Genomic DNA, 14,489 nt, shown 5'->3' with positions numbered 1-14,489 from the left:
GGCCGTTTGCCATGCGAAAGTAGGGAATTGCCAAGCGCCTAAAACCAAAAACCCAAGCTTAATCGCTTGGGTTTTTTTTTGACTTGCGTTTTTGGGCTACTCAGTCCAAAAAATGTATCGGCAGGTAAGGATCACGTCTTATTTTTAAAACCTGTTCGCTTTGCTAAAAATTGTTATAGTGTCGTCAATATTTCTGAAAATTTTCCATCAGTTGGCTATCAAAATAACGTGGAGTTTGGACGAGTTTAGAATGGTATTCAGTTGAGAATTAAGGCATGATAATAGACACGTTTGACCCGGTTCGAACCTCGCTGTTAAAAGGCGTTAATCTAATTGAAGCCAGCGCCGGTACCGGCAAAACCTATGCAATTGCAATGTTAGTGCTGCGTTTTGTGGTTGAGCAGGGGATTACGATCTACCAATTGCTGGTGGTCACCTTCACCCAGGCAGCCACGGAAGAGCTGAAAGAGCGTATCCGTTCCCGGTTGGCTGAGGCCAATCAGGCCGTGGACGGGGATACGGACAATGTTGACGGCAATATTATCCGTTGGCTATCCGGTCTCGACATAGAACCTCAATTGATCAAGCAACGTCTGCAAATGGCATTGTTAGATATAGATCAGGCCGGAATTTTTACCATTCATGGCTTCTGTCAGCGCGTATTAAAAGAACACGCACTGGAAAGTGGGCAGTTATTCGATATTGAACTCACCGGCGATTTGGCCGAAATTAAACAAGCTTGTTCGGACGATTTTTGGCGTAAGCAGATTTACCAACGTTCGCCATGGGAAGTTGAGATATTAACGAAGAGCTTTAAAACCCCGGATATATTGCTCGCCAGCGTTGCAGCATTCCCCGACAACGGTTTGGGAATTTTAATTTATCCGGTTTGTGAAAGTCTGGATAACGCATTAACAGCATTACAACGGCAAGCGGAGCTGGCGAAAGATTCAGTCGACGTAAGCGCGAACGTTATATGCAATTGTTTCGCTGACGGCAAATTCAAGCCCGCTTATGTCGACGCTTTTGATGATCACTATAACGCGTTAAGCGCATGGCTGCATGGCTCCACCACCGGCGTTCCCGACGCTGAAGCGTTTGCTTTATTTACAAAGAAGGGTTTGATGGAAGCTCTGCATGGAGGCAAATTCAAAGCCAATAAAACCCAGACCGGAGAACAGCGCAAGGCGGAGTATCTGATTGAATTATCAATAAATACAGAGGTTTTCGATGCGTTGGCTTTAGCGTTCACGCAAGTCAGTTTGTCATTACGCAAGACGCTGTTAGATCATTTGCGCGAGGAGCTGGATAAGCGTTTACAGCAGCTTAACGTGTTGTCATTCGATGACTTAATTACCCGTTTGGCAGAGGCACTGCAAAGCGAAAAAGGCGAACTGTTGACAGCAGAACTGCAACAGCGTTTTGAAGTGGCGTTGATTGATGAGTTTCAGGACACCGATGATAACCAGTGGTTTATTTTTTCCTCACTATTTGCCGCGCCTAGCCAATATCTCTATTTAATCGGCGATCCTAAGCAGGCAATTTACAAGTTTCGCGGCGCGGATATTTACTCATATCTGAGCGCGCAAAAGCAAGCCGATCATCAATTTACGCTAGATAAAAATTGGCGATCGCATCCTAATCTAGTCGAGGCAGTCAATGCGTTGTTCCGGAGAGACCGGGCATTTTTCTTGGATGGGCTAGATTTTTCCAGCGTCAATCCGGGCTTGTCGACTGATGACGGTGAGTTATATCATGCAGGACAAGCCACGCAACCGATGGAGCTGTGGCAATTACCCGAAGCCGATAGTAAAAGCGGCTATTGGACGGCAGGCAAGGCAGCAGAAATAATCAGAAATGCCGTTGTCAATGAGGTAGTGGAGTTACTGAGCGGCGATTACAGCTTGCAGCCGATGAACCGGAATTTACGCCCCAATGATATTGCGATTCTGGTAAGAACCAATACCCAGGCTAGAGAATACCAAGCTGCGTTGCGCTTGGCAGGCGTACCCTCAGTGTTAAACAGCACGGAGTCGGTTTTTGCTTCGCAAGAGGCGGTCGATTTATACAGTTTGCTGCTGGCCGTGGCACATCCTGGCGACAGCCGCCTACTCAAGCAGGCCTTGGCTCTGGATTGGTTTGATTTAGACGGGCAGACACTCTATCTGCTTATCAACAGCGAAATCGAGCTTGATGCCTGGATGTCTCGATTTCTTGGATATTTCCTGGATTGGCAGCAAAATGGTTTGATGGTGATGATGCAACATTTGCTTCGCCAAGAAAAGGTCCGGGCCGGCGTGTGTAAAACATTAATGGCGGAACGGCAACTTACCAACCTGTATCATCTTATCGAGCTGGTACAGCAGGCCGCTGTTGATGAGCATTTGGGCATTAACAAAACCCTGGACTGGTTACATAGTGCGATTACCAAGGCAGATAACGCGGAAGACCGACAGTTGCGTCTTGAAAGCAATGACGATGCGGTCAAAATTGTGACCATGCATCGCTCCAAGGGATTGGAGTATTCGGTGGTGTTTTGTCCTTATCTTTGGCAACGTAGCGACCGCTTAAAAACCGAACATTCATTAATCAGATGTCATGAAAACGGCCGGATAATAGTCGATTTAGGCTCAGAGCATTTTGAACGATACCGGAACATGGCGTTGGATGAAGAGTTGGCCGAGGATTTGCGGGTGTTTTACGTAGCGGTTACCCGTGCCAAATACCGTTGTTACATAGCTTGGGCCGACGTGCGCACGGAGAATAAAGCCAATGATTCGGCAATGGCATGGCTGCTCGAATTTGCAGACAAGGATTTCTCCGGTCAGCAACAGAAACTGCAATCTTTTCAAGATAAAGCAGCTTACCGCTTGCTGGACGTGTCGGGCGAATTGGCCGGCAGCTATCAAAAAACAATTGCATCGGCAAAATTGCAGGCCAAAAAGCGCAGAAGACCGCTCTATACCAACTGGCAAATGAGCAGTTACACGGCCTTGTCGGCATTAAGCCAGCATGATGCGCCGGAATTGCCGGAAGATAAAGCCGGTGAACAAGCGCCGGCCGCCAAATCCGAGCAGCTTAACAGTGAGGCGTTGGAGTTACCCCGAGGCGCCCATACCGGTAATGTCGTGCATGATCTATTGGAAAACAATGCGTTCATCGAATTGGCCCGGCGTAAGGATATTGCTGTACAACGGGACAGGGCTTGCCAACGCTACGGCTTAAAACTGGAACGGCCGGCCTTGCTTGATGAATTGCTACAAGCCGTAGTCGCAACGCCGCTGTCCGAAACCAATACCGATTTTTGCCTGATGAATATCCCGGATCGCCAATGCCTAAAGGAAATGCCGTTCTATTTATCGATGCAAACGATGGATGCCGCCCTGATCAATGATATTCTACATGACGCAGCGGCTGTCCAGCCATTGACCGCCAAGCAGATGTGCGGCTATTTGACCGGTTTTATCGATCTTATTTGTGCTTATCCCGATTCCGGAACAAGCCGCTATTACGTGATGGACTACAAAACCAACGCGCTTCAGGATTACAGCCCCGACAGCTTAACCCACGCTATGCGTGAACATAATTACGGCCTGCAATATTGGCTTTACACCGTAGTGCTGCATCGTTATTTACAAACCCGTTTGCCCGACTATGACTATGAAACCCATTTCGGCGGCGTGCGTTATTTATTCGTGCGCGGCATGCGGCCGGATCAGCCTATGAGCGGCGTTTATCAGGACAGGCCGGATTTGGAGAGGGTTGAAATGCTGGCCGCGTTGTTTGGGGGCGAGCAGTGACAGAAGTCTTGAATTCCGTAGCGCGAACCGAACCAAGATCGTTCAGCCGGTTGGACATTGCTTTTGCCCGTTTTCTGAGTCAGCGCACCGGCTTCGACTCGGTACGGAAACAGGCTTTCGAGGCCATCGTGATGACGGCGTCTTACGAGAAAAACCAAGGCCACAGTTGCATACAGATAGACAATGAAGCCTTGGCGTTGCTATTGGCTTCCGGACTGGTCGAGCCGAATCCCGGCAACCAAACCAATCCGTTGCCTTTGGTTATCGAACAAGACCGTCTGTATCTGCATCGTTACTGGAGTTACGAAAACCGCTTGGCGACGCAGATTAAGTCAATGCTCAGGATCGGACATTCAGTTGAAAATCTCGATGCGATGTTGGATCGTTATTTTCCCGCTGTAATCGGCGAAACCGACGGCCAGCGTGCGGCCGCCAAGATGGCGGCCGGACAATCGTTCAGTATCGTAACCGGCGGGCCGGGAACCGGAAAAACCTTTACTGTCGTTAAAATTTTGGCACTGTTACAGGAATTGGCCGGGCAAGCGCTGCATATCGCCTTGGCGGCGCCGACCGGAAAGGCGGCGATGCGCCTCCAGGAGTCGATTGGTGCCAGCAAGGCGAAACTGCCGTGTCCGGAGGCGGTAAAAAATCGCATCCCGGAAGCCGTTACCACTTTACATCGCCTGCTGGGAGCGATGCCGCCTTCACCGTATTTTCGCTATGATGCCGATAGACCGTTGGCTTACGACCTAGTCGTGGTTGACGAAGCATCGATGGTCGATCTGGCCTTGATGAGCAAATTGGTTGACGCGTTGAAGCCGGGGGGGCGCTTGATTTTGCTCGGTGACAAGGATCAGCTGGCTTCGGTAGAATCCGGCGCCGTGCTAGCCGATTTAGCGCAGGCTGAGGCTTTGCAAAACAATGTCTATACATTAAGCCAATCGCATCGTTTCGACGGTGTGATAAAAGAGCTGGCTGAAGCGGTCAATCGCCAGCAGGATCAGCTTGCCTGGCAGCTTTTGTCCGATGCAGGCGACGGCGCGGTGCAACGTCTCGATGGAGACTTAATCGCTTATATCGCTGAACAGCGCGCTGAGTATTTACAGTTGATTAAAGTCAACGCCGAATTTGAGCAGGTTTTCAAGGCGTTCAGCCGCTTCCAGGTGTTGTGTTCGAACCGGCAGGGAAAAAACAGCGTTGCCGATATTAATGACCGGGTCGAACAAAAACTGGCCGAGCAAAACCGGATCGCTTTGTCCGGCTTATGGTATTCGGGGCGGCCGGTCATGATCACTCAGAACAACGCGGCACTGAATCTTTATAACGGCGATATTGGCATCTGCATCCAAGACTTTTCTTCAACCCTGAGCGCTGACGGGGGCGGCAAGCTAATGGTATTTTTCCAACGTCCCGACGGCAGCATTAAGAAATACCTGCCCGCACGATTGCCGAATTGCGAAACCGTTTTCGCGATGACAATACATAAAAGCCAAGGTTCTGAATTCGAGGAAGTATTAATCGTTTTACCTGAAGCAATGAATCCGGTGTTAACCAAAGAATTGCTGTATACCGCGATTACCCGAGCCAAGAAAACTATCAAGATGGTGGCTACTGAAACGGTATTCTCTGCGACAGTCAGGCAGAAAATTGAAAGGGTTAGTGGGTTAATTGATAGATTCAAGGGCTAAAGCGTTTCTTTGTTAGTTAGAAGCATAGCCCAAATTATTCAAATATAAGGTGTCGCTAGCGCGACGGTTTATTTGAATCGGGGTCTCGCCCCCGAGGGCGAGTTACTCATATTCCTGAAATTATAACGGATAAAAAGCTATTTTTTGTCTCCCTGTGTTCTGGATGGGGAGCGGCGGGTATAAACGTTAAGTATTGCGGCGAAGGACGCGATCTAATGTAAAACTTCGCGTCCTTCGTGTCTTCGTGGTTCTATTCTTTCATCTTCTTTTCAAGTTCTTCCTGTGTCAAATGCCGTACATCTTCGCCTTTGACCATATAAACCAAATGCTCGCAAACATTGCAGGCGTGATCGCCGATTCTTTCCAGCGAGCGGGCGATCCATAACACATCCAGCATCCGGGTAATATTTCTCGGATCTTCCATCATTTTGGTAATCAGTTGACGGATAATACTGCCGTATTCGCGGTCGACGTTTTCATCCAGCCCGGTAATCGACGGTACGTCCTCTACATTCATCCTGGCGAATACGTCCAAAGCGCCGTGCAGCATATCCTGAACCAGTTCCGCCATGTGTTCCAATTCATAATATTGGTCGCGTTTGGTGTCGGCGCTGGATAATTGTATGGCCATCTCGGCGATGCGCTCGGCCATGTCGCCGACGCGTTCAAGATCATTGACCACCTTGATTATTGTGATCAGCAGTCTCAAATCGAATGCCGCAGGCTGGCGCAACGCTAAAATCTGCATGCATTCCTGGTCAATGGCCATTTCCAGCGCATCGACCTGGTTGTCCTGCTTGATGACCAGTTCGGCCATTTCCAAGTCGCCGGTTGCGAAAGCCGTTACCGCCAATTCGATCTGCTGCTCAACCAGTCCGCCCATGGTTAGAACTTTATTGCGCACATCTTCGAGCTCTTTATTAAACTGGCCTGAAATATGTTGCCCTATTTTACTGTTGTCCATTGCTTGCTCCTGGTTAGCCGTAGCGACCGGTAATGTAATCTTCGGTTTGTTTTTTTCGGGGATTGGTAAACAACTCGCTGGTTGTACCGATCTCAATCAATTCGCCCATAAACATAAACGCAGTGTAATCGGAAACCCGGGCGGCTTGCTGCATGTTATGCGTTACGATGACTATCGTATATTTGTCTTTGAGCTCATTGATCAGCTCTTCGATTTTTAACGTTGAAATAGGGTCCAGCGCCGATGCCGGCTCATCCAGCAACAGCACTTCCGGTTCTATCGCAATTGCCCTGGCAATAACCAGACGTTGCTGTTGTCCGCCTGACAGGCCCAAGGCGTTATCGTTCAAACGATCCTTGACTTCATCCCACAACGCTGCGCCGCGTAGCGAATTCTCGACCGTTTCCTCCAGTATCCGTTTGTCGTTAATGCCCTGAATTCTAAGCCCGTAAGTGACGTTCTCGAAAATAGACTTCGGGAAAGGGTTGGGTTTTTGAAACACCATGCCGACGCGCCGGCGTAAAGCGGCCACATTGACCGACTTATCGTAGATATTTTCGTTATCCAGCAGAATCTTGCCTTCAATGGTAACATTGTCGACCAAGTCGTTCATCCGGTTGATGCAACGCAGCAATGTCGATTTTCCGCAACCGCTGGGGCCGATATAGGCAGTGACCTTTTTCTTCGGCATTTCCATGCTAACGTTATGCAAAGCCTGTTTTTCGCCGTAGAACAAGTTTAAGTTTTCCACTTTGATGCAGGTTTCATTCGGTTCGTTACTTCCCTTCTGATCGCGCAAGATTGAACTTACATCGATAGAATGTGTGCGTGCGTGTTGTGTTGCCATTTTCTAACCTTCCAATGCTCTGTATTTTTCTCGCAGATGATTCCTGATTAAAATGGCTGATAAATTCAGCCCAACAATGACCAGTACCAACAGTAATGATGTTGCATAGACCAACGGTCTCGCCGCCTCAACGTTCGGGCTTTGAAAGCCGACATCGTAGATATGAAATCCTAGATGCATGAATTTCCTGTCCAAATGCAAAAATGGGTAATTGCCGTCCAACGGTAACGTAGGCGCCAGTTTGACGACGCCTACCAGCATTAACGGGGCCACTTCGCCGGCCGCCCGCGCCACAGCCAGAATTAAGCCTGTCATCATCGCAGGACTCGCCATCGGCAATACCGTCAACCACAGGGTTTCCAGTTTAGTCGCGCCCAATGCCAGACTGCCTTCGCGTATGGCTCTGGGAACGCGGGCCAAGCCTTCTTCTGTTGACACAATAACGACCGGTAAGGTCAACAAAGCCAGCGTGATCGACGCCCAAAGCAGTCCCGGCGTACCGTAGACCGGCGCAGGCGCCGCTTCCGGATAGAACAGTTGATCGATGTTGCCGCCCAGGATATAAACGAAAAAGCCTAAGCCGAATACGCCGTAAACAATCGAAGGTACGCCGGCCAGATTATTGACTGAAATCCTGATCAGCCGGGTAAGAAAGCCTTGTTTTGCATATTCCCGCAGATAGACCGCCGCGATAACGCCAAACGGGGTGACGATAACCGACATCATCATCACCATCATGATCGTGCCGAAAATAGCCGGGAAAATGCCGCCTTCAGTATTGGCCTCACGCGGTTCATCGGTTAAGAATTCAATCACCTTAACGCCATAATGTACGATTTTATCGAACAGGCTCATCGTATTGGGCTGGAAGATTCTGACAACTTTGTTCAACGGAATTTCAACTTCACTGCCGTTTTCGGTCTTTGCAACCAAGCTGTCCCGTCTTATTTGCTGATACAGTTCGCTTAATTGTGCTTGATATTTTTTATATTCGGCTTCCAATTCGGCTTTTTCAGCGCTTATCCGTTGTTCCTCAGTTGCGTCCCAGCGATTTTTCAGTTGCAGACTTTTTTGTTCAAGTCTGAGTTGCTCTAAGCTGTAGTTGATCGCGCCGACTTCCTTTTTTTCCAGATAGGCTATTTGCTTAAAAACAGTTAAAGCCTGATCCAATCTGGCCTGAGCAACAGGCCAAGCTTGCGCGCCTTCAGCGATAGTCTGGCCGTTTTCCTTGACGGCAACCAGACGGCCGTAAAAATTGCCCCATTCCCGGCGCTCTATCACCATCAAGTCGTCAGGAAACTCTTGCTGCTTAATATTGCGTTCCAGTATCCAGCGAAAATCGGTGCCGGTAATATCCCGGTTGCCGGCTTTAATCAGGTATTGCACCAAAGTATCTTCATTATCGGCCATCGCGTAACCGGTCGATTTAGCCATTGCGGCCGGCGTAATGCTGGTGTCGACATGCTCACCGATAATTGTCCGGATTTCTCCTTCTTTTTCCTGATAGCTGAACTGCACGACTTGGGACGGCCAGAAGTGGCCCGCTCCGCGTACTAAAATCAAGCCCAACACGCCAACCACCATAATAAGGCAGGCACTGACTGCCGCCGCATTGAGCCATACCCAGGGAGCACCGCTTTTAAACCATAATCTGATCATAATGAGCTATATTTTTCACGTAGGCGCTGACGAATGACTTCAGCCAGCGTATTAAAAATAAAGGTAAACATAAACAACACCAGGGCCGCTAAAAACAAGACCCGGTAATGTGTACTGTCTACTTCCGATTCAGGCATTTCTACAGCAATATTGGCCGCCAAGGTACGCAAGCCCTGGAATACGCTTAGATCCATCACAGGCGTATTGCCGGTAGCCATTAATACGATCATGGTTTCCCCAACGGCGCGGCCGAAACCGATCATGATTGCGGAGAAAATGCCCGGACTCGCGGTTAACAGCACAACCCGGGCCATGGTCTGCCAAGGCGTAGCGCCTAAGGCTAAAGAACCTACGGTCAAATGTTTCGGAACGCTGAAAATGGCATCCTCGGCGATTGAAAAAATCGTCGGAATAACCGCAAAGCCCATCGCTACGCCGACCACCAACGCATTGCGCTGGTCATAGCCTATGCCCAGCTCAGCCTTAAACCAGTCGCGCAAAGAGCCGTGAAATAAAAACGTTTCCAGCGGGACGCTGACCTTAAAGGCAATCCAGCCGCTCAACAAAATGACAGGGACTAATAAAGCTGCGTCCCAGCCTTCCGAAAGCTTATGAGTAATGGTTTTAGGTACAAATTGCCAGGCAAAAGCAAACAGCATGACGCCGACAGGAACGATGACCAGCAGCGCAAAAAATCCCGACAGATGTTCTTCCATAAACGGAGCCAACCACAGTCCGGCAAGAAAGCCCAAAATTACCGTCGGCAATGCGCCCATGATTTCAATGGAAGGTTTGATGTACTGGCGCATGCGCGGAGCCATAAAATAAGCCGTATAAATCGCTCCCATCAGCGCCAGGGGCATGGCCACCAGCATTGCGTAGAATGCGGCTTTCAGGGTGCCGAAGACCAGCGGAGTTAAGCTGTATTTAGGCTCGAAGTCACTGTTTGCGGAGGAAGACTGCCAGATATAATCGGGCTTTGGATAGCTTTCATACCAGACTTTCTGCCAAAGTGATTTGATAGAAACTTCGGGATGCTCATTATCGATATGCCAGAAATGCATTTTGCCGTCTGCCGACTGCACCAATAATGCATTCGCTCTTGGCGACAGCACCGCTGCGGTTGGCAAGGCGTCGCTTACGCGTTCCTTAATCAATTGTCTTTCAGCCGTTGAATGATAAATGCCCACTACGCCGTCGGCGTCAGTAGTCATAAAGCCTTTGCGCCGTTGTTCGGCGTCGATCGAAACGACCGCTTTATCGGATACTTTAAACGACCTGATTTTTTGCATTGCGGGACGGTTCAACTTGTCTTTAACCATGCTCCACTGCGATACCAAGCCTGTCGAGTCGCCTATCATCAATGAAATATCGCCGTTTAAAAAAGCCACGCTGGTTATTTTCTGACCGGCGCCGACGACATTTTGTTGCTGCCTGATAGCAGGGCTGCTCTTATCGCTAATATCAAAAAAACCCAACTGCCCGTCATTGCTTACCAGGTACAGATTGGACTCGTCCTTATCGATTAAAATATCGGCAACACCCGCTTCCGACTGCTCTATAACAGAATCCGTACGGGTTAAGGCGGCCTCGTCGGCAAATAACGATTGTTCCTTTTGGAAATTGATTAAGCGGATTTTACCCGGACCTTCAGGCGTATTCGCCGTCTTTGCAACTATCGTTGTCGCGCTTTCGCCGACTTTAACCGCAATTTTTTCCAAAGCGGCGCCGGAATCGTCCAATACCAAAGGTTGTTCGCCTAATGGATATTTAAGCGACGGCGTAATCACCCGCTTATTATTTGGGTAAGTGACTTTATATTGATGTTTAACAATGATTGCCCGTCCATCGGATAAGCCATAGATGACTGCGCCTTCATTGATAGGACTGCCCTGGGCAAAGCTGGTGATATGCGTCCCTTCGGGTATGGCTACGGCTTGCGTCGATACCGTCTTACCGGTCGCGGTCTCAAAAAATGCCACTTGGCCGCTGTCGGTAAAGCGGGCGCCCATTTCATTTTGCTCTTCCATCTCCAGCAGCAGTGTATTGCCTAGCGTCTGCTCCGGTACAGCATATTCGCTGACTGCTTCTGAAGTCGCCGATATGAACAGCGGATAAACTACATACAGTAAATAAAAGAAAATCAGCACGATCGCGACAATCACACCTAAGCCGCCGGCTACTACGCCGTAGCGGGCCAGGGCATCTTTTATCAGCCGCCAGCGCTGATGGTATTCACCGGACTTGGTTTTTATCGGCTGCATAGGTTCTTCCGGCAACTGCTCCCTGCGTTGCTCTACTTCCAGCGTCCTTGCCGTCGTATTGCTTGCGGCATTCCCGCCATCCATGGCGATCGAAGAGGTGGGGGGGATGGATGTTGTGTTTATTTCTGACATACAAGGGACTAGAAATTAAATAAAGCTATGATATAGCAAAAAAACCAAAAAAAACGGCCAAGATTCACGAAGCAAATCTCGGCCGCATTTTTTGTCCGTTGTGCGTTTACTTTCTGAGGGGGAAGATAACAACACATTAAATTAACATCCCTGTTTACGCATCCTTGCGCGACAGTAACTACAATCCTTAAATTTCTTATTTAAGTGTAGCCAGTACTTTATCAACAACTTTTGCCGGCAGAGGGATATAGCCGTCTTTTATAACCACTTGTTGACCGGTTTTAGACAATACCATTTTGATAAATTCATTATCTAACGGTGCCAGCGGTTGATTCGGTTTCTTGTTGACGTAAATATACAAGTAGCGAGTTAAAGGATATGTACCGTTAACTGCATTTTCAGGCGCAGCTTCAACAAAAGTTTTGCTGCCTTTTTTAGCCAACGGCACCATCTTAACGCCTGATGTTGTATAGCCCATGCCGGAGTAACCGATACCGTTAACCGATGACGTGACCGATTGAACAACAGACGCAGAACCAGGCTGTTCGTTTACGTTGTTTTTGAAGTCGCCTTTGCATAAAGCGTGTTCTTTGAAATAGCCGTAAGTACCGGAAACCGAGTTACGTCCGTATAACTGAATGCTTTTGGTGCCCCAAGCTGAAACACCGGCGTCGCCCCATGTCTCAATGCTCTTTTCGCCGCCGCATTTGTTTGTAGAAGAGAAAATCGCATCGACTTGTTCCATTGTCAAACCCTTGACTGGGTTGTCCTTGTTCACAAGAACAGCCAGCGCATCCACCGCGACTGGAATAGCGGTTGGTTTGTAGCCGTATTTATCTTCGAAAGCTTCAAGTTCGTCATCTTTCATTTCGCGGCTCATCGGGCCCAGATTTGACGTGCCTTCAGTCAGCGCAGGGGGCGCTGTAGAAGAACCGGCTGCTTGAATTTGAATATTGACGTTTGGATAGACGCGGTTGAATTCTTCAGCCCATAATGTCATCAGGTTGGCTAATGTATCTGAGCCGACGCTGGATAAGTTGCCGGAAACGCCGCTAGCTTTTTGGTACTCGGGAATACCCGCATCAACTGACTGTACTGCGTTTGCAACATTGCTGGTTAATGCTGTAATACCAAAACCCATTGCCGCAATCAGCGATTTAGTTTTAAAAGATAGTCTCATCATGAACTCTCAAAATAATTTAAAGTAAGACTATTATGTAAAGAGAATATGACAACAATATTACAAGGTGATTATTTTTGTTATGCTTGATCCATAAAGCTAAGTTGAGCGGCTTGTCTGTTCAAACCCTACTTATGCCCTTGGGGTATAAGCAGAAAATAGCTGTTTACAAGGATCTGCTTTTGCCGGACCGTTCATATCCAAGTGTCATTAAATATTAACACTCGACTGTTACGCTTGGGGCTTACAACTCACTCCCTAGTTAATTAATATGTCCTTACAATTTGAATTTCCCGCGGATTTAACGGTTGAAAATTTTATCGTCAAATTAGGTCATGAGGCGGTTACACAGCTAGTTTCCAGACAGTCTTCCCACAAAATCTATTACGACAGCTTTGACTGGCGCCTATACTCAAACGCTATCAGCTGCGAGTTAAATCAAACGAAATCGGGCTCATCCTGCATATTTAAATCCATTGAAGACGATCAGATAATTGCTGACTCAGCGCTTAAGAAAATTCCTTTATTCGCTAAAGAATTCGAGCCCGGAAAAATACGCGACGTTTTGACGCCGCTATTGGACATGCGCGCCTTATTGCCGGTTTGCACGCTGGACTGCGAAATTTATCATTTAAACATCATCAATAAAGATCAGAAAACGATACTTCGGCTATTCATCGAGGAATACGTCCAATTCAACAGCCGCGTCTTGCTGCAGCCGATAAGAGGCTACGACAAAGCTGCTGAGCAGATTGTTGAGGTATTGACTACAACAATGGGTTTAAAAACCGTCGTCGATAAGTCGCTGCTGCTAACGGCTTTGCAAGTTGAAGGGCGCAGGCCTAAAGATTATTCCTCAAAGTTGAACATCAATTTAGATCCTGGGATGCGTGCCGATATTGCCGCTAAATATATCTATAGCCACTTGCTAAAAACCATCAAAGTCAACGAACAGGGTACTATTGCCAATACCGACAGCGAATTTCTGCACGACTTTAGAGTGGCCGTCAGAAGAACTCGCGCGGGGCTCAGTCAGATCAAGGGCATATTGCCCGCTAATACCGGCGCATACTATGCCGATTTTTTCTCTTGGTTGGGACAGGTCACCGGGCCGACGCGGGACTTGGATGTTTATCTGTTGAATTTTGAGCATTACAAAAGCAGTTTGCCCGAGTCAATTAGAGAAGATTTGAATCCTCTTTATGATTTCTTGCTCGCTAAACAACAAAAAGTCCAGAAGGAGCTGGCAAAAAGACTGCAGTCCGCCAAGTATTTGTCTATTCTGGCCGAATGGGAGCAGTATCTTAAAGAGCCATCGTGCAAAAGACCGCTGGAGCAAAATGCCGGTTTGACGATTAAGGAACTGGCAGACCGGAGAATATCGAAGATTTTTACGCGGGTGCTAAATGAAGGTGAGGCAATAACGGATTTATCGCCGAGCGAGGCATTACACGATCTCAGAAAATCCTGCAAAAAGCTGCGCTACTTAATGGAATTTTTCCAAAGTCTCTATCCTGAGCAGGAAATAAAGAGTCTGATTAAAAATCTGAAAGAGCTTCAAGAAGTTCTGGGAGACTTTCAGGACTATGCCGTGCAAGAGCAAAATCTGAAATTATTCAGTGAAGAAATGATGGCGCTTGGCACGCATGCCAATACTTTTCTCGCTATGGGAGTACTGGTCCAGGATCTCGATGTCCGTAAATGGCGTGCCCGCAAAGACTTCGCATCAAGATTTGAAGATTTTAAGCAGGAACGGAACCGGGCGGCTTTTAAGTCGCTGTTCGCTTCATCCAAAACGCATAGTTTATTACATTAAGTTTACATTAAGTGTGGGATACATCTGCCTGAAATTATTGTATTATTTGTAAGCGCAATTGTTCCGGCATTGATAGATCAAGACTTGCGCTACGATGAGCAAATAACGGCTTCAACGTATAAAACAATACATGGAGCGG

8 protein-coding genes are annotated in these 14,489 nt (G+C 48.0%); 3 read left to right on the top strand and 5 right to left on the bottom strand.

What is annotated here, in order from left to right; genetic code table 11:
- Nucleotides 1-275: 275 nt before the first annotated feature.
- Both recB and recD read left to right on the top strand, forming a co-directional pair.
- Nucleotides 276-3,800 carry an exodeoxyribonuclease V subunit beta gene (gene recB / locus EKO24_RS08635; RefSeq protein ID WP_127030315.1) on the top strand — a complete coding sequence of 1,175 codons (3,525 nt, stop codon included), beginning with the start codon at nt 276-278 and terminating at the stop codon, nt 3,798-3,800.
- Entirely contained in the window at nt 3,797-5,488 is a 1,692-nt protein-coding gene (gene recD, locus EKO24_RS08630) for an exodeoxyribonuclease V subunit alpha (protein ID WP_241674440.1), read from the top strand. The genes recB and recD overlap by 4 nt, the downstream gene beginning before the upstream one ends.
- A gap of 250 nt (nt 5,489-5,738) precedes the next feature.
- On the opposite strand, the gene phoU is transcribed toward recD, so the two are convergent.
- From phoU to EKO24_RS08605, 5 genes are all read right to left on the bottom strand, one after another.
- Complete coding sequence (gene phoU, locus EKO24_RS08625) at nt 5,739-6,452, bottom strand: phosphate signaling complex protein PhoU (protein ID WP_127030316.1); 714 nt, start codon at nt 6,450-6,452, stop codon at nt 5,739-5,741.
- A 13-nt stretch (nt 6,453-6,465) separates the two neighbouring features.
- Complete coding sequence (gene pstB, locus EKO24_RS08620) at nt 6,466-7,299, bottom strand: phosphate ABC transporter ATP-binding protein PstB (RefSeq protein WP_127030317.1); 834 nt, start codon at nt 7,297-7,299, stop codon at nt 6,466-6,468.
- Between the two features lie 3 nt (nt 7,300-7,302).
- Entirely contained in the window at nt 7,303-8,958 is a 1,656-nt protein-coding gene (gene pstA / locus EKO24_RS08615) for a phosphate ABC transporter permease PstA (protein ID WP_127030318.1), read from the bottom strand.
- Nucleotides 8,955-11,222 carry an ABC transporter permease subunit gene (locus EKO24_RS08610; protein ID WP_127030331.1) on the bottom strand — a complete coding sequence of 756 codons (2,268 nt, stop codon included), beginning with the start codon at nt 11,220-11,222 and terminating at the stop codon, nt 8,955-8,957. The genes pstA and EKO24_RS08610 overlap by 4 nt, the downstream gene beginning before the upstream one ends.
- A 328-nt stretch (nt 11,223-11,550) precedes the next feature.
- A complete protein-coding gene (locus EKO24_RS08605) occupies nt 11,551-12,534 on the bottom strand; it encodes a PstS family phosphate ABC transporter substrate-binding protein (protein ID WP_162853344.1) in 984 nt (327 codons plus the stop codon).
- A gap of 271 nt (nt 12,535-12,805) precedes the next feature.
- Here EKO24_RS08605 and EKO24_RS08600 point away from each other — a divergent pair, with 271 nt between their 5' ends.
- On the top strand, nt 12,806-14,350 hold the full coding sequence (locus EKO24_RS08600) for a CHAD domain-containing protein (RefSeq protein WP_162853343.1): 1,545 nt from the start codon (nt 12,806-12,808) through the stop codon (nt 14,348-14,350).
- Nucleotides 14,351-14,489: the final 139 nt, after the last annotated feature.

The sequence above is a fragment of the Candidatus Methylobacter oryzae genome, assembly GCF_003994235.2.
Lineage (GTDB): Bacteria > Pseudomonadota > Gammaproteobacteria > Methylococcales > Methylomonadaceae > Methylobacter_A > Methylobacter_A oryzae.
The sequence above is the reverse complement of the archived record's forward strand: the minus strand, read 5'-3'. Positions and strand labels throughout refer to the sequence as shown.